The following is a 22,888-nucleotide window of genomic DNA, read 5'->3' on the forward strand; positions in this document are numbered from 1 at the left end:
ATCTCAAATTCGTGTAACTTCAAGTAGCTAAATTATAGATTTTGTATGAATCTGTTGCTCTTTTTTACACTAATGATTTGTAAAATTTAGGTGAAATAAAAGAAATGAATTTTATGACTAGTTGTTATTTTTAAGAGTGTAGGATTATTTGCTTAATGCTTTTAATATTCTATCTTCATTAATCACGATATCTCTAAATAATACATGAGGAAATTCATTGTATTTAGAACTTTTGAAAGCATCTGCAATATTAGAAAGGGTCGCAGCGGTTATTAAAGAAAGATTCATTTCTGTGTCCATCTCACAATCAGTAACAAAGTCATCACTAAATTCTGGAGCTATAAGTAGTATTTTAACTATTCTCAAGTCATTTTTTAGTGCTAGATTTTGATAAGATTTTAGCTGTCTAGAAACGGTACTGAATTTATTGTAGCCTTTTTCTTTACTAGTCTTGCATTCAACGATAATAATTTCGTTGTTACCTAAATTCAACAAGATATCCATCATGTCTTTTTTAGTATTCAAGCTATTTTTTAAAGTTTCATCTACATTAAAACCTATGCTATCTAAAATAGTTTTAGTTAATTCTTCAAATTTAATACCTAGCTCACTTTCCTTGATTGTTATTCCATTATCTTTAAGTAAGTTAAGGTTTCTATAAGCTACGTTTTCAAAATTCTCTAAAAATAGATTTTCAACATCTTTATAATGTTCAAGAATATTTAAAATATCATCACCGCGTTGTTTAACACCATTTTCTTTAATAAACTTTCTTAAATCTGACTTATTGATTAAATCTAAAATATCTCTTGGCTTTATATTGTAGTCAAGTAAGAAATCGGCTTTTAAAACATATTCATCTTGAAGTTCAAATTGTTCTCTAATATCCTTGTTAAGTTTCGGTAATGATATGTTCAATTCAGTTAGCATTTTATCAAAACCATCTAATGATATACCAACCTTTTCATCTCGTTCTACGTTTTCAAAGTGATGTATCAGACTATTGATTTTATCATCTAGAGTACTTCCTTTGAGATTAGGAATATTCAATCCTTTTTCACAAAGTTCATTTAAAGTTTTCTTTCTCTCGGTTAAAGTGCTTCCTTGTTTGTAAATGTCTTCTAATAATAAGTTAGTAAAAGAAACACCTTCTTTTATTATTTCCTCTATTTTCTGAGAGTAGGAGTGTTTTCTATCTATGTTATGTTCTCTACCTATCTGGTTAATTATAGGTTCTCGTAATAGTTTTAGAGTTCTTCGATAAAATTTTTCAGCTACTTCTTTTTTTCTAACTCCTCGTAACATTCTAACCATTTCGTCAGCTACGTAAATTGTATTTTCTTTGTTAGAATAAAAAATAACACCTATATTTTTTAGCCCCTTAATAATATCCTGGATATCAATTTTCTTAATCGGAAGGATAGAATAATTAATAAGTTTTACTTCTTCTTGAGATAAACCTAATTGTTCAGATAGAGTAATCATAATCGATAGTTCATCTGATGTTATTTTTGCATCTCTATTATTCTCTATGTCATTATGATATGCTGTCTTTAAACAAGATTTATAAATTTTATAATCACGTTTTCTAGAACTGCTTAAATCAGATTTATCATTTTCAAAATCAGCATTAAGAAATTTAATTTTGCTTTTTAGATGTTTTACTTCAGTATCGTATAGTCTAGATAACCAGTCTTGTTTCATGATACAATTACCGTCTCTGATAATTATATCTATTAATATATCTAACTGTGAGGTTATTTCTTGAAATTCACTTTTTATATGATCTTGAAACTCTAATTCAGTTAAGGCAAATATTTTTGAAATATTTTGATTATCTACAGATTTCAATCCTTTGTCTGAAGAGCTTAATATTTTATCAATTTGTTTACCATTTTTAGGTGATTTTGATATAATGTTATCTATTATTTTTATAAATGAATTCTTTTCTATAGAACCAAGTTTATCTAAGATCTTTTCTAATTTCATAATATCAATTTATTATATTGGTTTTTGGTTTATCAATAATTGACAAATAATAAATCAATACTAAGTATAATGTAAATATTAAGGTTACGGATTCCCGTAATACGGTAAAAATAATTTTGATAAACTATCTTAAATTACTAAATAAGAGTATTCTATAAATTTTGATAATGTAGTGTTGTTATATTTAAATTCCGCTTTCGCGAAAGCGGAACGTTTACTAAAACATAATCTAAAAAATACTAGAAATGAATTCTAAGAGCTCTATAGCTGGTGATGCAGCCATACATTCTGCACAATGGTTATACATGAATAGGCAATCTACTAAATCAGTAAACATGTGAAAAAGCAATCCTATACCTATAATTTTGAAGGGTTTTTTTAAGAAAAGCAACCCTATATAAAATAGAATGGCATAATAGGAGTGTAGTGGATGATAATTAATACTACATCTGTGGGCTTCAAAAACCGGTGTAGCTAGTAAATGGTCTAGATCTACTAACATAGTGGCAAGTAGAATTAAATAGGTTTTTTTCCATTCTTTTTTAAAAAATATAATAGCGATAACCAGTGGAAAGGCTATGTGCAAGAAGTAATGGACAAAGGTTTGCATCAAGTAAGAAGTATGTATAATTTAAAGTAGTACTTAGTGACAAGTATTTACTTTAATTCTTTCTTAAGATCGTCCATTTCTAGAACATATGGATCGGTGCCTAACATGATAAAATCTACTCTTAATGTAAAAAGAATATCTTTTTGAGTCTTATCTTCAAATACTAATAATCCCTCAAAACCAGGCTGGCCTAGTTTAAAAACTGTTTTTGATTTATATAGTAACTCTACGTATTTAACTTTTTTCCAGTTAATGTTATAGGATTTTGCGCTAGCAACTATAGCGTCATAATCTTCTTTGAGTAATTTGTTATAGCCTTCTCTTTTAAGTGATTTTACTATGGCCTTATTTTTATCTGACATGCGCAATTCTGGAGCGTCAGCGGCTTTTCTTAAAAGCTCTATGGCAACCATATGGTCTTTAAAGATGGTATATGTGAAAGCATCTTTTTTGGCAATTTGTTCTGTCATCTCTTTCATTTGAGATTTCATCGCTGTAATGGTCTCATTTTGAGCAATACTTAATTGAAAAAAAAGTAAAAGAAGTAAAGTGGCTGTTATTTTGTTCATAGGATATGATTAGAATAATCTATTACAGGTTCAAAGATATACATACTATCATTTTAAATAGGTATAATATAAATTTTTGAACAAGATGTAGAAGTTCAAATTGTAATATTAAATAACTTAAATAGATTTTGCTAATGCGAGTTTATCTCAGATCATATCTTTTAGGTACCTGTGGGTCATATAAAGGACAATTGTATTTTAACATTATTTCTATAATACGATTCATGTCCAGACCATCTATTCCACGGCAATCAAAACGAACAAATTGTGTTGTAGTAAATATTTGAAACGAACTCCTTCCATTAGGATTTTTAAAAGCATTTAAAGTTTCTTCTATTCTCCAATTATGAAACTCTTCTCTAACATCCTCAATTATAGACTCAATAGGTAATTGCTCTAATCCCTCTACTACTTTTTCTTGAGAGCATTTTAGGTAAACTGTCTTATTATCCAGATAAATATCCTTTTTATATTTCCAAAAGTCTAAATCGTAACTCATTTAATTTTTGTCTTATTATCTAAAATGAAACATTGATTAAAAACGATAAATTTAACATAATTCTGTTTATTTATTTATTATTTTAATAGAAAAAAGATAAACAAAAAAATACAAATTTATATTAAACACATTTTTTAAATATGAGTCATAGCTTACTTTAGCTATGTAAACCAATACTGAGTTTTTACTCTATGATTTTAAGAAACAATAACATTTGGCATCTGAGTATAGCTATTTTAGTATTTCTAATATTTACGGGATGTTCCAAACAGGAAACCATACGTCCTAGTATTGAAAGTTATTTTGTAAAGTTAGATACAACATTACAATTAAAACCGGATAAGTCTGTTATTCAATTAGATAGTATACTAAAATACACTGATGATTTAAGTGATTTAGAACGTGCTATGTTGCTTTTTAATAAAGGAGAGGCAGAGTATCTAAATTTGAAATATGAAAACTCTTTTAATACTCAACTTAAAAGTTATGAGTTGTTTACTTCTTTGAATGATAAATATAATGAAGGGCGCTGCTTAATTACATTGAGTGGTTCTTCTTTACATATGGGTGATCTCGAGGCATCACAGGTATATGCATTAAAGGCTTTAAGTTTATCTCAATTAATAGGTAATAAGCGTATAGAAGGAAAGGCTTATAATCAGCTTTTTAAACTTCATTATGAGTTAAAAGATTATGAGAAGGCACTCTCATATATAGAAAAAACAGATAGTTTATATTCTCAACAAGCAGATACCTTATCAATTATAGCAATAAAGAATAATAAGGCTAGCATTTATGTAGAACAGAAAGAATATAATAAAGCGTTAACTACATATTCTGAAGCCATGACGCTGAGTCAGTCAAAGCGTGATCCTAAAATACTAGTTAGTGTTCTTAATAATATAGGTTATACCTACATAGAAGCAGGAAAATATGATGATGCTGAAAGATTTTTGAGAGGTGCCGCAACTTTAAATAAAAATATCAATTCTGTAAACGCGGCTCCATATAAAGGGTTAGGAAATTTATTTTTATTGACTTCTAAAATAGATTCTTCTTGGACTAATTATAATAAAGCGTTAGAAATTTATAAATCAAATAATGATATCAATGAAGAAATAAAAGTAAGGGATAAACTCGTCGCTGTTTCTTTATTTTATGGGGATTATGCAAAGGCATTAAACAATCAGATTATTAGAGATAGTTTGCAATTGAATTTAAGTCAAATAGAACAGGAAAATCTTTTAGAATTTGCCAACGTTAAATATGAAGTAAAACAAAAAGAAACTGAAATTAATCATCAAAGAGAGATTAACTCTAGAAATCGATTGCTTACGATAAGTATGGTTTTACTTTTTGTATCGCTAGCGGTTGTTACTGGAGTATTTGTCTACAATAGTAGATTGAGAGCAGCTAATAAGTCTTCAAAATTAGAACAGAGTTTATTGAGGGTACAAATGAATCCGCATTTTATTTTTAATACTCTTGCGGCTATTCAGAACATTACATTAGAGGGTGATGCGATTAAATCTTCTAATTATATAGCAAAGTTTTCTAAACTCATAAGGCAAAACTTTGATTATGTAAGAAAGGAATCTATAACACTAGAAAAAGAGATTTCTATGATCTCTAATTATATAGACACCCAGCAATTGCGATTTAATAATGTGTTTTCTTACCATATCGAGTTGGCAGATACTATCAACAGTTCTTCGGTTAAAGTACCGCCTATGCTGTTGCAACCCTTTGTAGAGAACGCAATAGAATATGGCCTGAAAGAGAAAAAAAATGGTGGACTATTAGAAATTAAAATATTACAAGATAACGACGAGGTATTGTTTATCGTTTCAGATAATGGATTAGGCAGATCAACAAAGGCAAAACAAGAGAAAATTTCTGAAGAATTACACGCAACATCCATTTTTAAAGAACGTTTAAAAATGAGAAAGAAAGGTGAAGAAAAAACCTTTACTATAGAGGATTTATTTGATGAGAATAAAAACCCAGTAGGCACTAGAGTATCTTTTAAATTGAAACTATCATGATAAAAGCTGTAATAATAGAAGATGAGTTTAATGCTCTGAACACATTGGATAAACTTATTAAGTTCACTCAAAAGGACATTGAAATTATTGCAAAAATAGATAATGTCACAGAAGCTATTTCGTTTTTAAAAAACAACAACCTTGATCTTGTTTTTTTAGATATAGAACTGATAGGAGGAAATGCCTTTCAAATTTTAGAGGCATTAGATAGTATCAACTTTAAAATTATTTTTACTACTGCTTATGATGAGTTTGCTATAAAAGCAATCAAGTTTGATACTATTGATTATTTACTTAAACCAATAGATACTGATGAGCTATCTGAATGTATAGACAGATTTAGAAAAGCTTACCAGAAAGAAAAAATATACAAAAATGCGGTGGATCAGGTTTCTGAAATTAATCAAAAGGAAATAGAAAAAACCTTATTAATAAAAACTGCCGATGCTCAATACTTCTTACAAACTAAAGATATAGTGCGATGTCAGTCTGACGGCGCTTACACTATTTTTCACACCGTGGATAAGAAAATAATGAGCGCTCGCAATCTCAAATATTATGAGAACATTCTTAGCGAGCATACTTTTGTACGTGTACATCAATCGCATTTAGTGAATGTGAAATACATTAAAACCATTAATTCAAATAATACTGTCTGCCTTACAAATGATGAGAGTATACCTGTTGCTACACGCAAGAAATCGTATTTAAAACAAATTCTAGCTACTTTATAAGTGCAAATACAAAACGGAAAACTGCGTTTGTAAAACGCTTACGAGTTTCTCTTTATTCCAGTCTTAGTTTTGAGGTAAATAAAAAAATAACCTTAAAAATAATATCATGGGATTAAAAGAAAACAGATTTACAAAGACTTTTCAAGAAGAACAATTTCCAGCTTTAAAAGCTCAAATATTAGAAGCTGCTGGTTTTGATATAGTATTTAATATAGAGTGGTCTACTTTATTTGAAGATCGCTTTTTACATCTTTATAATGATTCTTATCCTAAAATTTATTTCATCCCTATAATAGAGGCTTTTAAATCTATTTGCAGTGATGAGATGGGTAAAGAGGCTCTAGCAGATAGCCTGAAGGAAATACATATTACAAATACTAAAGATCATCACAATCCTAAAAATGCTTATTCATTTACTGACGGTGTCTTAACAATGGATCACAGTCCTATTCTTAATGCTCCAGATGTAAAGGATAGAACAAATGTTTTAACTGAATTATTAGAGAATAATCTATAACTACCATTCAATATTTAGTGTAAAACTTAATAGGTATAGTCATGTATAGATTCTTTGTTTTTTGCATTCTTTTTGCGATTCTTTTATTATTCACTAGTTGTGGTGTTTCTAACGTGAATGCTAGAAAAGGCTTTGTTGCATTTTTAGACACTCATCATAATAATAAATATGATATTATAACATTTAAAAGTCATTTTAACGCTGCTAATATGAACCCAAACATTTATTGGGTAGAATTAGCTCTTAAAGAGAACCCTGAAATTGTTATAAATTTTGAATGGGATGCAAAAAATAAAGAATTGTATGTGCCTAATTATTCAAATAAACCAGATAGTATAACGGCTCTGACAGACTATCTTCTACAAGAAGTTGTATTGAGAAAAAAACTGCATGAAGTTCTAGATAAAGATGTCTTAGATATGGATGTAAATGTTTTCAATCATACTATCAGTATAACTCTTGCAGATGATCCTAGCCTTGAAGATTTAAAATATTTTTCAAATAAAATTTGTCGTGTTATTGATAATTATCCAGATACATGGACTAGTGAAGCTCACGTAGATTTCAAATTAAAAACAGAAGTCAAAGGTTTTTATGAGCTCATCGTAAAACCTAATACTTATGATGATAATAAAGAATCATATCGATACTATCCTAATGCTGTTGTGATTAATAACTATGGCTCTGTAAAGGCTCAAAGGATTGATACTCTCATCCAAAAAGAATTTTCTAACGCTAGCTCTCCCATTTATTTAAAGGATATCTGGGTGAATCAGAAAAATCTTAAATCATTGATTATTGCTTTTGAAAAGCATGAGCCGTTCAAAGATAAAAATGAGAAGAGTCATTTGACTGAAGGTGTAGGTATGTATCAAATACAGATGTATTACCCTAATCTATTAATGGAAAGTTTAACCTACATAGATTATAATACCATTGATAGAGAAGCTATGCGTTCACACCTTATCGATCAATTACCATTAGATTATACCTATTTAATAGAACATTCATAATAAGTTTTTAAAACATGGATAATTCAAATTATTATAAAGCATTTGTAGCTCAGACTACAGAAGAAATTCTGCATGCTGTTTTTAAAAAAGAAGAAGAAATTCTTATTGCAGTATCCTTAACTAATGGTGCTTATATAGAAGGAACAATTCTAGATATTACCACTGATAGCAATCAAAATAAATCTGTTTGCTTGATTTCTCGTAATGAAGAAATATCCTTTTTTAATATCTATAGTATCGCTTTACTCACCATAAAGCAACCTAAAAAAATGGTGGTAGAATTATCCAAAGGAAAGATAAGCAGACCACTCTCTTCAACAGATCAAAATATTACAGTTTTACAACTTAAAATCTGGTTAAGAAATGAGAAACATTTATTGGGTGATCATATACAAAACTTTAATATAGATCATCTGACACTTAGCAAGTTGAACAATAGATTAAATGTCCAAGATTTCTTTACAGCATTGGTAACGGCTATAGATTTATTAACAGCAGACGCGCTGGGTAAAGAAGCGTGGTCAGGTGTAGAAACAATTGTATTACAAGAAACAGAAACCTTACAGCTTCAATTACAGACAGGAGTATTAACTATCTCAGCAGCTATACATAAAGCCCTGCCTGAAAACCTTTCTAAAATATTAGAAGAAAAATTACTTCAATTATTATAGGGAATAATTGAAAATCATAAAATCAAAAAATTAATTCTAAAAATAAAAATATTATGGGACTTAAAGAAAAAAGAATAATTCAAGCATTTCAAAATGATGTGTTTCCAGCATTAGAAACTGAAATTAATAAAGCAGCGGGCTATACGGTACCACTTGAGATTTCATGGAATACCTTAATGGAAGATAGATTCTCACATTTATATAATGAGACCTTTCCTAAAATATACTTTATACCACTGGTAGAGGCTTTTAAGGTTATTGGAAGTGATTCTATGGGCGTAGAATTATTAAAATCTGGTTTAAAGAAGGTTGTAGTCATTAATGAAAATGATGAGCACAATACAGAACGAGCTATTACATTTGAAGACGGTGTTTTAAAAATTAATCACGGTCCAGTAGTAAATGCTGATAGAGTAGAAGAGAGAACAGCTCGCATAACATCTTTATTAGAAGATAAATTAGAAGAATTTGCAGAGTCACCAGCAGATAATACGGCTGATTCTACTAACTCTACAAAAAATGAGGAAACTCAAGAAGGAGGAAATGAAGAAAAAACGGTAACTATTCAGGAACTGTATAATCAATCCAATGTTTTATCTCATGAAAAGCAAGAGATTTTTAGTGAGATAGTAGCAGGTCTGGACTGGAATTGTGACATGTTAGAAGGAAAAGTAACTTTTGGAGATGATAAAGTGTTTGATATCCAAGTATTAGGTACTTATTCTCAAAATGAAAAGAGCTGGTTATGGGCTTGGGCAAATAATCAAAGTGGTATTCCAGAAAAGTTTTTACAGACTTCACAAGCAGTAAAAGCATTAGGGGAAATTTATAAGATAGACGATTTAATAGCTCCTAAAATGAAAGCAGATACAGATCCAGGTGTTTATTTTGCAACTATTGCCTCTGTAATGGCTAAGGAGAGCTGTTACCTACCTTTAGACTTTAAAGGGTTAACTGTTTATGTTACTATAACTTCAGAAGAAGTAGAAAGTAAAGTAAGAACAGAGCCAGCTTTATTATGTTCTCACTTTTCATATGTCGCAGCAAATTATAATTTCCCTCATAAATATAGCTTGTATTTCTACCTTAAAAATAAAGGTTATGAGATCGATCTACCAGGTAACAACATTATTGCAAAAAAAGGAGAAGATCAAATTCTTGGAATTTTTGACCTTAAAGGTAGATTAATGAAAATTACTAATTCTAAAATAACTGTTCAAGCCTAAGATTATGTCGTACACTTCAGAAACACTTTCAGAATTAGAAAAAGAACATCAACTAGCATTAACTAATGCTCAAGAAAAGATGTTAAGTGAATTAAGCGATGCACAAGCATCTGGAAATCATACAAAATTGCAAGAAGCAAGTGTAGATTTTCAAAATATAACTACAGAGCTTGCTGCAGAATATACTAAGCGTATAGAAGAGATAAATGCTTTAAATCATAAAGCTATTGTAGATAAGGAACCAGAAATATATACTAATAATAGAGCAGATGTAGATCTAAATCTCTTAGTGTATGATGGTGATAGAGATTATGTTATCGCTTTTCGAGAAGATGAGTTGATACAGAAAACTCTTGAAAAAGTAAATGAAGGTAGTAGTAAATTTAAATCTAGAAAGCACTTATTAAAATCTAGTTTAAGACTTACTAAAACTCTTGCACCTGTACTGCATGAAATAGGAGAGCATTGTAAAAAGACACTTAAACTTAAGGCAGACATTGAATTTTTTGTATACCAAAGTGATATTTTCAATGCCTCCTGTTATCCACCAGACGATAATAAATTGTACATCATTTTATCCTCAGGTATATTAGAACGTTTTTCTAAAGAAGAGTTAACATTTGTGGTAGGTCATGAAATAGGTCACGTACTATTTGAACACTTTGATTATCCAGTAAGACAGATTCTTGATCACGGTGAGAACGATCTCGCACCTATTCATGCCATGAAGTTATATGCTTGGAATAGAAATGCAGAGATAAGTGCAGATAGAGCAGGATTATTATGTTGTCAAGATTTTGAAGCAGTAGGTCGCACCTTTTTTAAATTATCATCTGGAGTAACTACAGATTCGTTAGACTTTCAATTAAATGCTTATATCGAGCAATTTGTTGATCTAGAAAAGGTATTAAATGATTCTAACCACGATCCATCAGACTGGTATAGCACTCATCCTTTCAGTCCATTAAGAATTAAAGCGCTAGAGTTATTTAACAAAAGTGAAACTTATGCAGTTTTTAATGACTCCATAAAAGGTGAAATTACAGAAGAGGCGATGGAATTAGAAATTAAACGCATCATGTCTCTAATGGAACCAGAAAATCTTGATGATCAATCAGAGCATTCTGAAAAAATACAGCGATTAATGTTTTTAGGAGGTTATCTAATTTCTAATGCAGACGGTGTCGTGGATGATTCAGAAATACAGGCTCTAAGTAGTATTGTTGCTCCTAAGATTTTTGCTAACTGTATGATGACCATTAAAGGATTAACAGAAGATGAGATGATAAGCGAGGTACAAGAACTCACTCGTGAATTGCATATCGTACTTTCTGTAATGCAAAAATTAAATATCCTACGCGATTTATCTATAATCTCTTATGCAGACGGGCATATAGATGATAGCGAGGTGGTAGTTTTATATAATCTAGCAAGACTATTACAAATCAATACCGACTTTATAGATCGTGTCATCAGTGATGCACAAGGAATAGATTAGATTAATAGTTGGTATAGTTCCGCTTTCGCGAAAGCGGAACTTATTTAAGGTTATAGGGAACCTTTAAGAAGGAAGGGGTAGCAATTTAAGTATTGCTACCTTTTTATTGTTTTGATAAACAGAGTCTTAGTTAAATTAAAATCCTAGAGCCTCTAAAACTACAATTTTAGGTAGTTCCTTAGTTAAAATACTATCTACAAAAATTCCAGATTTACACGTTCCATCTATAAAATAAATTACTCCGTAACCGCTCCATATACCATCTTTATATTCTCCTACATATTTGATGACATCTTTATAGTTTTCGTTACTAAATGATTTATAATTGGACCATTTAGTAATACCAAAACCGTTTTTTGCATCATCCTTATACGTTCCTATAAAACTATATCCAGGATCTTGAAAAAGTGTCAGACCATTAGGTTTTGTATCTTTCCAATTACTGAAAATATAACTATTGGATTTTAATTTGTACTGTACTCCATAACCTGTGTAAGTATCATTTTTACCAATACCAGTGTACCAGCCACCATCTTCTAATTCCCATGCTACTGTATTATTACGATTAGTTTTATAAGAGTCATCCTCTGTACCGAATAACCAGTACCAGGTATTTGTATACTTATATTTTAATTGATTTGCCTTGTGGTAAACTTCTGCTTTTTCTTGTGGTGTAGTGGTTTGAGCGTTTATTGAGCAGGAACAAACAAGAAATAAAACAAGGATTGAAAATTTATTTATCATGAAATATTTAGTCAAATTTTAAAATATAAAATTAAGGATTTGTAACAAATATTAACTTTATAAAACCTTATAATTTATAACCTATTAAGTAATTATAATTCAATGAAAAAGGAATAAATGGGCTTACTCTCTATTTCCAAATTTAAAATATGAAGAATAAAAATCTTGTTCTGAATAAAGTATAGATTGCTTTTAAAAAGGGTTGTTGATTAATACATCAAATGCTAGATAATGTGCATATGTAATATTTGTAGTACCTAGAATGTTATTCATATATCCGATACTTAATGTAGTGTGTTGATTAGGTAGATCTGTTGAATAATATAGAGAAAATCGTGCTTCTTTATATTGAAATGTACTCCAACTATTAGTTTTAGAGGTTGAGAATAACAGCTCTACTGTTGTGCTTAATTTGCTTGTATGTAATGAGTTAGTGTGAAAAGACATTTTACCACGTAAACGAGAACGGAATTGTACACTTTCTTCGGCGGTACTAAAATTAGGATTGTAGAAAAGCCTTAATTCTGGCCTGTAACTAAAGGAATAATTAATTTTTTTAAAAGAATTAAGATAAGAAAAACGATTGTAATACCTAATTTCTTGTCTAGCTTCGGGAGTAGCTTTTTCATAAGGCTCTGTTGCATTATATTTTTGTTGCCATCTATAACTTAAAGCTATAGAGTACTGCCAGTGATTTTTAAAACGGTGGGATACTTCTTCATTAATAACGTAAATAGATTTTTTTTCAAAAAGATTATAAGAATCTGGATTACTTATTAATCCTAAACCTAAATAAGTAGTAGAATTAAGGTTTTTCTCTTTGTTTAAATTTTGTTTTAAGCCCACAGCATACCAACTAGCCAATTTAGTCTGACCCAATCCAGGTGGAGTGAATTGGGCAAGACATTTTGAATAGACTGTGGTTATTAGTAAGCAAATCAAAAGAAATCTAAGTGTTACTTTCATAATTGATTAATCAACAATTTGATTTATTATTTTACCATTGGAGTTGATAACAATATCCCAATCTTTTTTAATTAAGTTTTTCATTTCCATTTTATAAAAGATGCTGCCGTTATCTGTTATGCGTTCTAGATCATCGATAGAGTAACCTTTAAAATTCACCTCAATACTGTTTAGAACTGCTTTAGGTAATTCTTTTTGAGATATATCTTCCTTATGTTTAGATATTTTACCGTCTGTAGTGTACCATATTTCATGATCTATATTCCAGCGTAATTCAAATTCTACATGGTAAGTAGAACCATCCATTTCCCATTCTATATCTGTAGCTTTAGGAAATTGTTTATGGAAGTCGTTTACGATAACAGACGGTACTTGATTTTGTGGAATCTCTTGTGCATTTGCAGCGGATATCATTGCTATCGCTGCTCCGATAATTAAAATTTGTTTTTTCATCTTGTATATTTTTAAATTACAGGACAAATAAAAGGAGTGAATCTGGAAAGAAATGGGAAGAAATTTATAGCTCAGGTGTCTTTATTAAAAAAGTATGTAAATTATTCTCAAAGTGATAAGTTAAATCAAAGGCATATAGATCTGCGATAGCTTTGACCATAGCAAGACCTAATCCTGTGCCTTTAGAGTTACTATTTGGTTTATAAAAACGAGCAAATATATGATCTTTATCTAGCTCTATACCGTCACTTGTATTGCTTATTTTAATAGAGGATTTTGTGATCTCTACGGTAACATGTCCGTTAGGAATGTTATGAAATACAGCATTTCTTAATAAATTGGATATCATTACATTAGCTAAAGAAGGGTTCATTATAGAAATAAGATCCTCTTTATCATTTAAGGAGATGGTTATTTTTTTAAATTGTGAAATATCTTGTAGATCAAATATAGTTTTATCAATTACCTCATTTAAGGATATTGTTTGATTATATAAAAACTGCCTATTTTCTATTTTAGTTAATAGAAGTAATGATTTATTAAGTTTAACTAATCGCTCAATGATTTGTAAAACTTCAGAAATACCCTCTGCTTGGTCGGTTTCTAAACGGCCCTTTTCAATTAATAATTCTAGTTTATTGATCGTTATAGCAAGCGGCGTTTGTAATTCATGTGATGCGTTGCCTATAAACTCTTTTTGTTGCTCATATGTTTCGGTAGTGTGCAACAATAGAATGTTTACCGCTTCTTGTAGATCAATAAATTCTTTTGTTTCGGTTTCTACTTGAGGGAGTTTTTCTGTATCTCCTAATCGATATATTTTCAATTTATTTAAAAAATCATAAAAAGGTTTCCATAATTTTTTTAACACGAGATTATTAATGAACAAAATACCTATTATTAAACTGACATAAAGCCAGATAGCATCGCTAAGAAGTTCTTCAATTAAATCATCTTCCTCTACCATTGAATTAGCAATCTTTAATTCATAATATTCTCCGTTTAATTCAAAAGCAGTAATTAACATTCTAACTGGCTCTGGTTCTAGTTCTTCATCATCAGCATCCTGCATGTATAAGATAGTATCGAGATATTGATCTTTTACCGATAGTGCTTTACAGTCCTTTATCTCTTGGATCGTAAAGAAATTTTCATCAAAGTCTTCATTCGTTTCTATTATTGAATCCTTTTGAATATTCTGGATAATTAAACGTTTGTGATTTTCCAGACCTTCGTCTACACTGCTTTTTATCTCGTTAAGCATATTAACATAAAAAACTATACACCATATAGTTATAATTGCTAGAATGGAAATAGAAAGATACTTTAAGGATTGATTAAGTAACTTCATAAATCCACTAATTTATATCCTATTCCATATATAGATTCTATTTCTATTTCGGCATCAGCGGTTACTAGTTTTTTTCTAAGGTTTTTAATTTGATAATAGACAAAATCAAAATTATCAGAATTATCAGAGTTATCACCCCATACATGTTCTGCGAGCCCAGATTTAGTAACGAGTCTATTTTTATTAAGCATAAAATAATTTAGTATATCAAACTCTTTTCTGTTTAAAGTGACCTTTCTATTCTCTATCATTAAAATACGCTCTTTCAGATCTAATCTCAAATTACTTATCTCGATAATATCCTTACCATTTAACTCTTTTCTTCTTAAAACAGCTTTAACTCGGGCATTGAGTTCTGCTAGGTGAAATGGTTTTGTGAGATAGTCGTCTGCACCTAATTCTAGTCCTTTTAGTTTATCATCTAAAGAGTTCTTAGCAGATATGATTATTACGTTATCACTTTTTTTAGTTTTTTTGAGTTCTGCTAGAATATTTAACCCATTACCATTAGGTAGCATTATATCTAGTAGTATACAGTCATAATCATAGATAAATACTTTGTCTATTGCTGCATTATAATCAGTAGCAGTTTCTACTAGAAATTTTTCTTTCTCAAGTGATACTTTGATATTATTGAGTAGCTGTAATTCATCTTCTATGACTAAAATTTTCATGCGATAAATTTACTTTAAGATATGGGAAAGATATGGGAATATTGATATAATTTAAAAAATAGAAAGATAGCTTTAAGACTACTTTGATATGAATTAATTATAAGTTTTGATAAAAAAAAACTTAGTAATAAATAGTATTCGAACTAGAATAACATAGTTTGTTTTTCACACAAGTCACTTGATTTAAAGAGATCGGCTCGTTTCTAAAGTACATTATAATTCAAAATAGGTATAAATAATTTAAACCATCTATTTTAAAGGCTTTGTAAAGCTTAAAAGGGTATTAACAACCAGATTTTCAGATTATGTTTTAGTAAATTTGCAAATAGAGAATGTATAGTTTTCATTATTTCATTAAAATAAATTTATGAGTACAGAGAAAAAAGTATGGTTTATTACTGGTGTTTCATCAGGTTTAGGTAAACAATTAGCTAAAGAAGTATTATCACAAGGACAAATAGTAGTAGGGACTTTTAGAAAGCAAGAACAAGTTGAAGCTTTTAATAATGAAAACCCAGGTAACTCTTTTGGTGTGCTTGTAGATGTAGCTTCTACACAAATGATCGTAGACGGTGTTAAAACTATACTTGATAAATTTGGTAAGATTGATGTTGTTGTAAATAATGCTGGTTATGGTATTATGGGTAGTATCGAAGAAATTTCTGATGAAGAAGTAAGAAGACAATTTGAGGTTAACGTATTTGGTGTACTAACTACTATTAGAGAAATATTACCAGCTATGCGTAAACAACGTTCTGGTCATATTATCAACATAACTTCTATTGCAGGACGTATAGGTTCTCAAGGTTTAGGTATCTACAACGGTTCTAAATTTGCATTAGAAGGAATAGGAGAGGCATTAGCAGCAGAGTTAAAGCCACTTAATATCAAAGTAACAAACGTAGAGCCAGGTCCATTTAGAACAGAGTGGGCAGGAAGTTCTGCAGCTTATGATAATACAAAAATAGAAGATTACGAAAGCACTGTAGGTGAGCGTATAAGAAGTTTACAAGAATTAAGCGGTAACCAGCCAGGTGATCCTGCAAAAGCAGCAAACGCTATCTATAAATTAGCACAATTAGAAGAAGCTCCAGTTCATTTACCATTAGGTAAAATAGCTTATGAAGTTTTTGGAAAGGTAAACAACGGATTAATCGAAGAGCTAGCTAAATTTGAAGATTTAGGTAAGCCATGTGATTTTGAATAAGTTTATGTAAATCATTTATATCATATAAAAACCGCCTTTTGGGCGGTTTTTTTGTTTACAATTGTAGTTCCTTAATTAATCTTCTTTTATGATATCTCTTTTTAATAGAAAAAATATAATTTGCTGTTTATATATGTGCTTTTGTATAGCATTGATTTGCAGTTGTTCTTCAGGAAAAGGTTCGGTGAATGGCAATGAGAGCACGTCTAGGTCATACAACTTGAACCCCAATCTCACTCCTGCAGAAAATTTTGATTTATCTCATTGGAAAATAACCTTATCATCGGGAGAAGAGAAAAGTGTAGAAGAAATTAATAATGGCTTTACATTAAAAAATCAATTCTACACAGACTCTAAAGATGGTGGTATGGTCTTTAAAAATTATCCTAAAGCCGCTGGAACAACGGTGAATTCTACTTATTCTAGAGTCGAATTACGCGAGATGTTGCGTGGAGAAAACTCTAATATCGATACCAAAGGTATGAATGGTAATAATTGGGTTTTTAGTTCTTCTACCATAGAAAATAAGGAGAAAGCTGGTGCTGTAGATGGTGTTTTAAGTGCTACTTTAAAAATCAATAGAGTTACAGAGACTTCTAGTAGTCCAGATCAAGTAGGTAGAATTATCATAGGACAAATTCATGCTAGTGATGACGAGCCGATCCGATTGTATTATCACAAACAGCCAGATCATAGAAAAGGAGCTATTTATTTTGCTCATGAACCAAGTAATAGACCAGATATTTATGAAAATATGTTGGGCAATTATGTGAGTGAAAAAGGTAGTAAAGCTGGAAAATACAATGGTTCTAGTAGTCCGAGTAATGGAATCGCGCTTAATGAAGAGTTTTCATATAGAATAGAGGTAAAAGGGAATTTATTAAAAGTAGATCTTTTTAATGAAAGTGGTAAAAACATATCTTCTAAAGAAATAGATATGTCTACAAGTGGATTTGCAAATGACTGGCTGTACTTTAAAGCAGGTATCTACTCTGCAAATAAAAAAGTATTGAGTTCTTCAGACTATGAGCAAGCTACTTTTTACAAATTAGAGGTATCACATTAAATAGAAACAGCCTTTAACAATTCATTAAAAGAAATAAAAACTAGTTCTTGGAACTATTGTTACAATTCTCGATAAATACTGATTATTGAATGGTACCGTAGTAAAGCAATGCGATATTATTCATATCCCATAAAACCGATAACAATTTATAAAGAGATAAAAAACATAACATCTCCTGCGGCTATTTAAACTGTTTGTGAGTAAAAATAATAATGTTTGCACATCACGGTAAATCATTAAATTCATCTACCTTTAGGAGTCATTTGGTATTATGTCCATGTTTAAATCGTTTACTGAGCAGTCTATCAATAAGCAAATGTTGTTTCTTGCGGTACTGTTTATAATCATAAACGGTGTAAGCAATTTATTTTTTGATATAACTGTTTTTAGATCAGTTAGACTGTTGTCATCCATAACTGTATTAACTTATTTCGTACTCAAAATAGGTCATCATAGCAAGTGGGTTTATGTCATATTCGTATCACAATGCGTGTCTGATGTAGGTTTTCTCTTTTATGATTATAACTTTGGACCCTACTTATTCCTTTTAACCTCTATCATCACATACCTTATCTATGTAATTAGAATTTTTAAAGATATTGAATGGAGTAAATTTTTATGGTATGAAATTATCGCCTATATCGCGATGGCCACTTTTAATTGTCTTTCTTTTAATTACTTATTAAATAATTTAGCCGATTTATTTGAGTCGCAAGTCCTGTTTTGTATTGTACACATTACCGGCTTTGTAGGTATCACATCATGCCTCATTTGTGGTTTAAATAATTCTACAAAAATCTGTAACAAAACGTCTTATTACTTGTATGCATGTATAGCTTTTGTATGCGCAGATTTCTGTGCTATGGTCGCTCATTACTACGAGTTTCATCCACAATTTTTCTACTTCTTAGAACGAGGCACTTATTTATTTGGATTGTTTATACTTTCTAAATATGCCTTAATGGATTTTAAAGATCATAATTTAGTACAGGGATCAAGAGTAGGTGATACCCCTGTGATATTGTAAGATTAAATGGATCATTCATTTAATAATGTCTTATTCGCATTACTGTGATCTCTGTTCTGATTTAAAGTATGAGACGTAATAATGTTATCTAAATAGTTTTCCCTCTCTAATGTCACATTAAGCAATAATGATCGTAGTCGCTACATTTATTTTCTAGTAGATTTAATTTTTAATTATTTAAAAAAAACTTTTCAAAACAAAAAATCCCTAAACCAATGGTTTAGGGATTTTAAATATTAACTGTTTACTGTCACTGCGACTGTAAACTAAATAAGCATTGCTTACTTTACTTCTTCAAAGTCTACATCTTCTACGTCGCTTGTGTCATCAGCAGCTGCTCCAGCATCTCCAGCAGGTTGTCCACCTTCTTGTTGCGCTTTAGCCATATCTTCACTTACACCAGCCCAAACTTGGTTTAATTTCTCCATTGCAGGATCAATTACCGTAAGTTCTTTAGTTTCAAAAGCTACTTTTAATTCGTTAAGAGCCTCTTCTATTGGAGCTTTTTTATCAGCTGGAATCTTCTCACCAAACTCCTCAAGTTGAGTTTCCGTTTGGAAAATCAATTGATCTGCAGCGTTAAGTTTATCAGCTGTTTCTTTTGCTTTTGCATCAGCATCAGCATTTGCAGCAGCATCTTGCTTCATTTTTTCGATTTCTTCTTCAGATAGTCCAGAAGAAGCCTCGATACGGATATCTTGTTTCTTACCAGTTGCTTTATCTTCAGCACTTACTTTGATAATACCGTTTGCATCGATGTCAAAGGTTACCTCAATTTGTGGAGTACCTCTTCTTGCTGGTGCGATATCAGATAAGTGGAATCTACCGATAGTATTGTTATCGTTTGCCATAGCACGCTCACCTTGGATTACGTGAATCTCAACACTTGGTTGATTATCTGCAGCAGTAGAGAATACCTGAGATTTTTTAGTTGGGATAGTTGTGTTAGACTCAATTAATTTAGTCATAACACCACCCATAGTCTCGATACCTAAAGAAAGTGGAGTAACATCAAGTAAAAGAACGTCTTTTACATCACCAGTTAATACACCACCTTGGATAGCAGCACCTACAGCAACAACTTCATCAGGATTTACTCCTTTAGATGGCTTCTTACCGAAGAATTTCTCAACAGCTTCTTGTACAGCAGGAATACGAGTAGATCCACCTACAAGAATAATCTCGTCGATATCTCCAGTAGAAAGACCAGCGTTTTTCAATGCAGTCTTACAAGGCTCGATAGTTCTTTTTACTAAGTCAGAAATTAATTGCTCAAAAGCAGACTTTGTAAGGGTTTTTACAAGGTGCTTAGGTCCTGAAGCAGTAGCAGTAACATAAGGTAAGTTCACCTCAGTTTGTGCACTAGAAGAAAGCTCAATTTTAGCTTTTTCAGCAGCTTCTTTAAGACGTTGTAAAGCCATTGGGTCCTGACGTAAATCTATACCTTCAGCAGCGTTAAAATCGTCAGCTAACCAGTTAATGATTTTTTGATCAACATCATCACCACCTAGGTGAGTATCACCATCTGTAGCAAGTACTTCAAATACACCGTCACCTAATTCTAGGATAGAAACATCATGTGTACCACCACCAAAATCAAATACTACGATTTTTTGATCTGTATCTTTTTTATCTAATCCATAAGCTAGTGCCGCAGCAGTAGGCTCATTGATAATACGCTCAACTTTAAGACCTGCGATCTCTCCAGCTTCTTTAGTTGCCTGACGTTGAGAATCGTTAAAGTATGCAGGTACAGTAATTACAGCTCCAGTTACTTCTTGTCCTAAATAATCTTCAGCGGTTTTCTTCATTTTTTGAAGAATCATTGCACTTAACTCTTGTGGAGTATAAAGACGTCCATCGATATCCACACGAGGTGTATCGTTGTCTCCTTTTACTACAGAGTAAGGTACATATCCAGTTTCTTTAGAAGATTCACTGAATTTGTTACCCATAAAACGCTTGATAGATGCAACCGTTTTAGTAGGGTTAGTTACTGCTTGTCTTTTTGCAGGATCTCCTACTTTAATTTCACCACCTTCTACAAAGGCGATTACAGATGGAGTTGTTCTTTTTCCTTCTGCATTAGGTATTACTACAGGCTCGCTTCCTTCCATTACGGATACACAACTGTTCGTTGTACCTAAGTCTATTCCTATTATTTTACTCATTATAAATGTATTTTAATTTTTAGTTTCAATTTTTATTATGCTTTCCTTAAGTCAATGTTTGTGCCATGACATAACTAGTGACATGATGTCATTTCTGTATGACATATTGATTTAATTTATGTTTTATAAAATGTATTATGTGTGTTCCGCTTTCGCGAAAGCGGACAAAATCAAAGTTTACCTTATTAATAAAGTTTAATATGGCAGTAAAACACTGTCTTACAATGGCAGTCATAATGATGATTTATGAATTTTAAACTGTTGTAATCACTATTTGATAATTAAAGTGTCTATAACCTACATTATGTTTACTTTTACCCAGCAAATTTGGAAAAAGAATGTCACAAAATACCCCAGTAAAAATAGAAGCGATAAGTGTATTTGATATGCTCAAAATAGGTGTAGGACCTTCCAGTTCTCACACATTAGGACCATGGAGAGCGGCACGTAACTTTTTAGGAAAACTGAAGGATAAAAATAGATTACAACTAGTTAAAGAAATAGAGGTAGACCTATATGGTTCTTTATCTCTTACTGGTAAAGGTCATGCTACAGATCTTGCATGTATTTTAGGATTAACAAATGCAGACCCACAAACTTGTGACATTGATGAGATACCACAAATAGTAGATTATATTACAAATCAAAAATTATTGCAACTGGACGGTGTGCACTTAATTAATTTTGACCCAAAGACTCAAATACATTTTCACCGTAAATTTTTACCATATCATCCTAATGGTTTTAGGTTTAAGGCTATCTTAAATAATGGAAAAGTCGTATTTGAAACATATTATAGTATAGGTGGTGGTTTCTTTGTTCAAAAAGAGCGTAAAAGATCTGCTCGTAAAGTAGCGCTTTTTGAATGTTTCCCTAGACCTATATCTAAGGCTACAGAATTATTAGCATATTGTGAACGAGAGAATAAATCGGTATCTCAAATAGTATTAGAAAATGAAGAATACTTGCATGATCCAGAAGATATAGACCTGAGGTTAAAAGAAATATGGGACGTGATGCTAGATTCTATGTATACCGGTTGTCATACAGAAGGAGTTTTACCAGGAGGTCTTAATGTGAGAAGAAGAGCATACGATACTCATGAGCGTTTACAAAAAGGAAAACCATATTCTAATAAAGAAGAATGGATAGAAGCAATACGTAATACAGAGGTGAAGTTTAGAGAAATTTTAAAGTGGGTTTCTTGTTATGCGCTAGCAGTAAATGAAGTAAATGCATCCTTAGGGCGCGTGGTAACAGCACCTACTAACGGTAGTGCAGGTGTTATACCAGCCGTTATGATGTATTACATGACTATAGAAAATCATGATGCCGATTTTAAAGATGTTAAAAAGTTTTTATTAGTTGCTGGAGAAATAGGAGCGCTTTTCAAAAAAGGTGCTACGATAAGTGCAGCAATGGGAGGCTGCCAGGCAGAAATAGGTGTAAGTAGTGCCATGGCGGCAGGCGCACTAACTGAGCTTATGGGCGGTACGCCAGCACAGGTACTTATGGCTAGTGAAATAGCTATGGAACATCATTTAGGTCTTACCTGTGACCCTATAGGTGGCCTGGTACAAGTGCCTTGTATAGAACGTAATGCTATGGGAGCGATTAAAGCAATTAACGCCTGTGAAATGGCTTTAGATGGAGATGCTAAAAATGCTAAAGTACCGCTAGACAAAGTTATAGACACCATGTGGCAAACTGCACAGGACATGAATACCAAGTATAAAGAAACTAGTGAAGGTGGTCTAGCTGTGAATGTAGCCTTATCAGATTGTTAAAAGCGCTTTTTAATTATGTGGATTTTATGAAAATGCTGGCAATTATACAAATTGTTTGTTGATACCTTTGA

Annotated in this window: 21 protein-coding genes; 11 read left to right on the forward strand and 10 right to left on the reverse strand. The window is 31.1% G+C overall.

Annotated elements, in window-relative coordinates; all coding sequences use genetic code 11:
* Positions 1–144 precede the first annotated feature (144 nt).
* From ABJF08_RS07745 to ABJF08_RS07760, 4 genes are all read right to left on the reverse strand, one after another.
* Positions 145–1,989, reverse strand: a complete 1,845-nt coding sequence (locus ABJF08_RS07745) for a hypothetical protein (RefSeq protein ID WP_348115541.1) — start codon at positions 1,987–1,989, stop codon at positions 145–147.
* A gap of 229 nt (positions 1,990–2,218) precedes the next feature.
* Positions 2,219–2,599: a DUF6122 family protein gene (locus ABJF08_RS07750; protein WP_348115542.1), complete on the reverse strand. Its 381-nt coding sequence runs from the start codon at positions 2,597–2,599 to the stop codon at positions 2,219–2,221.
* 47 nt (positions 2,600–2,646) lie between these two features.
* Positions 2,647–3,168: a hypothetical protein gene (locus ABJF08_RS07755; protein ID WP_348115543.1), complete on the reverse strand. Its 522-nt coding sequence runs from the start codon at positions 3,166–3,168 to the stop codon at positions 2,647–2,649.
* 142 nt (positions 3,169–3,310) lie between these two features.
* Complete coding sequence (locus tag ABJF08_RS07760) at positions 3,311–3,667, reverse strand: hypothetical protein (RefSeq protein ID WP_348115544.1); 357 nt, start codon at positions 3,665–3,667, stop codon at positions 3,311–3,313.
* Between the two features lie 191 nt (positions 3,668–3,858).
* Here ABJF08_RS07760 and ABJF08_RS07765 point away from each other — a divergent pair, with 191 nt between their 5' ends.
* The 7 genes from ABJF08_RS07765 (at position 3,859) to ABJF08_RS07795 (ending at position 11,371) form a co-directional block, all read left to right on the forward strand.
* A complete protein-coding gene (locus ABJF08_RS07765) occupies positions 3,859–5,712 on the forward strand; it encodes a tetratricopeptide repeat protein (RefSeq protein WP_348115546.1) in 1,854 nt (617 codons plus the stop codon).
* Complete coding sequence (locus ABJF08_RS07770) at positions 5,709–6,446, forward strand: LytTR family DNA-binding domain-containing protein (RefSeq protein WP_348115547.1); 738 nt, start codon at positions 5,709–5,711, stop codon at positions 6,444–6,446. Before ABJF08_RS07765 ends, ABJF08_RS07770 begins: the two co-directional genes overlap by 4 nt.
* A gap of 106 nt (positions 6,447–6,552) precedes the next feature.
* Complete coding sequence (locus ABJF08_RS07775; RefSeq protein ID WP_348115548.1) at positions 6,553–6,963, forward strand: hypothetical protein; 411 nt, start codon at positions 6,553–6,555, stop codon at positions 6,961–6,963.
* A gap of 41 nt (positions 6,964–7,004) precedes the next feature.
* The gene (locus ABJF08_RS07780; protein WP_348115550.1) at positions 7,005–7,976 is read left to right on the forward strand and encodes a hypothetical protein; all 972 of its coding nucleotides are present in this window, start codon (positions 7,005–7,007) and stop codon (positions 7,974–7,976) included.
* Positions 7,977–7,990: 14 nt separating this feature from the next.
* Positions 7,991–8,647: a hypothetical protein gene (locus ABJF08_RS07785; RefSeq protein WP_348115552.1), complete on the forward strand. Its 657-nt coding sequence runs from the start codon at positions 7,991–7,993 to the stop codon at positions 8,645–8,647.
* A gap of 53 nt (positions 8,648–8,700) precedes the next feature.
* Entirely contained in the window at positions 8,701–9,873 is a 1,173-nt protein-coding gene (locus ABJF08_RS07790) for a DUF6882 domain-containing protein (protein WP_348115553.1), read from the forward strand.
* A 4-nt stretch (positions 9,874–9,877) separates the two neighbouring features.
* Positions 9,878–11,371, forward strand: coding sequence for a M48 family metallopeptidase (locus ABJF08_RS07795; RefSeq protein ID WP_348115555.1), 1,494 nt, complete (start codon positions 9,878–9,880; stop codon positions 11,369–11,371).
* 135 nt (positions 11,372–11,506) lie between these two features.
* Here ABJF08_RS07795 and ABJF08_RS07800 read toward each other — a convergent pair whose 3' ends face one another.
* The 5 genes from ABJF08_RS07800 to ABJF08_RS07820 form a co-directional block, all read right to left on the reverse strand.
* Positions 11,507–12,115, reverse strand: a complete 609-nt coding sequence (locus ABJF08_RS07800; protein ID WP_348115556.1) for a hypothetical protein — start codon at positions 12,113–12,115, stop codon at positions 11,507–11,509.
* 192 nt (positions 12,116–12,307) lie between these two features.
* The gene (locus tag ABJF08_RS07805) at positions 12,308–13,081 is read right to left on the reverse strand and encodes a DUF2490 domain-containing protein (RefSeq protein WP_348115557.1); all 774 of its coding nucleotides are present in this window, start codon (positions 13,079–13,081) and stop codon (positions 12,308–12,310) included.
* 6 nt (positions 13,082–13,087) lie between these two features.
* On the reverse strand, positions 13,088–13,534 hold the full coding sequence (locus ABJF08_RS07810) for a PepSY-like domain-containing protein (protein WP_348115558.1): 447 nt from the start codon (positions 13,532–13,534) through the stop codon (positions 13,088–13,090).
* 64 nt (positions 13,535–13,598) lie between these two features.
* Entirely contained in the window at positions 13,599–14,885 is a 1,287-nt protein-coding gene (locus ABJF08_RS07815; protein WP_348115559.1) for a HAMP domain-containing sensor histidine kinase, read from the reverse strand.
* A complete protein-coding gene (locus ABJF08_RS07820) occupies positions 14,882–15,559 on the reverse strand; it encodes a response regulator transcription factor (RefSeq protein ID WP_348115560.1) in 678 nt (225 codons plus the stop codon). Before ABJF08_RS07820 ends, ABJF08_RS07815 begins: the two co-directional genes overlap by 4 nt.
* Positions 15,560–15,926: 367 nt before the next feature.
* Between ABJF08_RS07820 and ABJF08_RS07825 the strand changes: the two genes are divergently transcribed.
* From ABJF08_RS07825 to ABJF08_RS07835, 3 genes are all read left to right on the forward strand, one after another.
* Positions 15,927–16,766 (forward strand): oxidoreductase, encoded by an 840-nt coding sequence (locus ABJF08_RS07825; protein ID WP_348115561.1) that lies wholly within the window; start codon positions 15,927–15,929, stop codon positions 16,764–16,766.
* A 220-nt stretch (positions 16,767–16,986) separates the two neighbouring features.
* A complete protein-coding gene (locus ABJF08_RS07830) occupies positions 16,987–17,832 on the forward strand; it encodes a polysaccharide lyase family 7 protein (RefSeq protein WP_348115562.1) in 846 nt (281 codons plus the stop codon).
* A 271-nt stretch (positions 17,833–18,103) separates the two neighbouring features.
* On the forward strand, positions 18,104–18,859 hold the full coding sequence (locus ABJF08_RS07835; RefSeq protein ID WP_348115563.1) for a hypothetical protein: 756 nt from the start codon (positions 18,104–18,106) through the stop codon (positions 18,857–18,859).
* Positions 18,860–19,140: 281 nt separating this feature from the next.
* Here ABJF08_RS07835 and dnaK read toward each other — a convergent pair whose 3' ends face one another.
* Positions 19,141–21,030: a molecular chaperone DnaK gene (gene dnaK / locus ABJF08_RS07840; protein WP_348115564.1), complete on the reverse strand. Its 1,890-nt coding sequence runs from the start codon at positions 21,028–21,030 to the stop codon at positions 19,141–19,143.
* 338 nt (positions 21,031–21,368) lie between these two features.
* Here dnaK and ABJF08_RS07845 point away from each other — a divergent pair, with 338 nt between their 5' ends.
* Positions 21,369–22,817 carry an L-serine ammonia-lyase gene (locus ABJF08_RS07845; protein ID WP_348115565.1) on the forward strand — a complete coding sequence of 483 codons (1,449 nt, stop codon included), beginning with the start codon at positions 21,369–21,371 and terminating at the stop codon, positions 22,815–22,817.
* The last annotated feature ends 71 nt before the right edge of the window (positions 22,818–22,888 follow it).

This window comes from Nonlabens sp., assembly GCF_039941875.1.
Classification (GTDB): domain Bacteria; phylum Bacteroidota; class Bacteroidia; order Flavobacteriales; family Flavobacteriaceae; genus Nonlabens.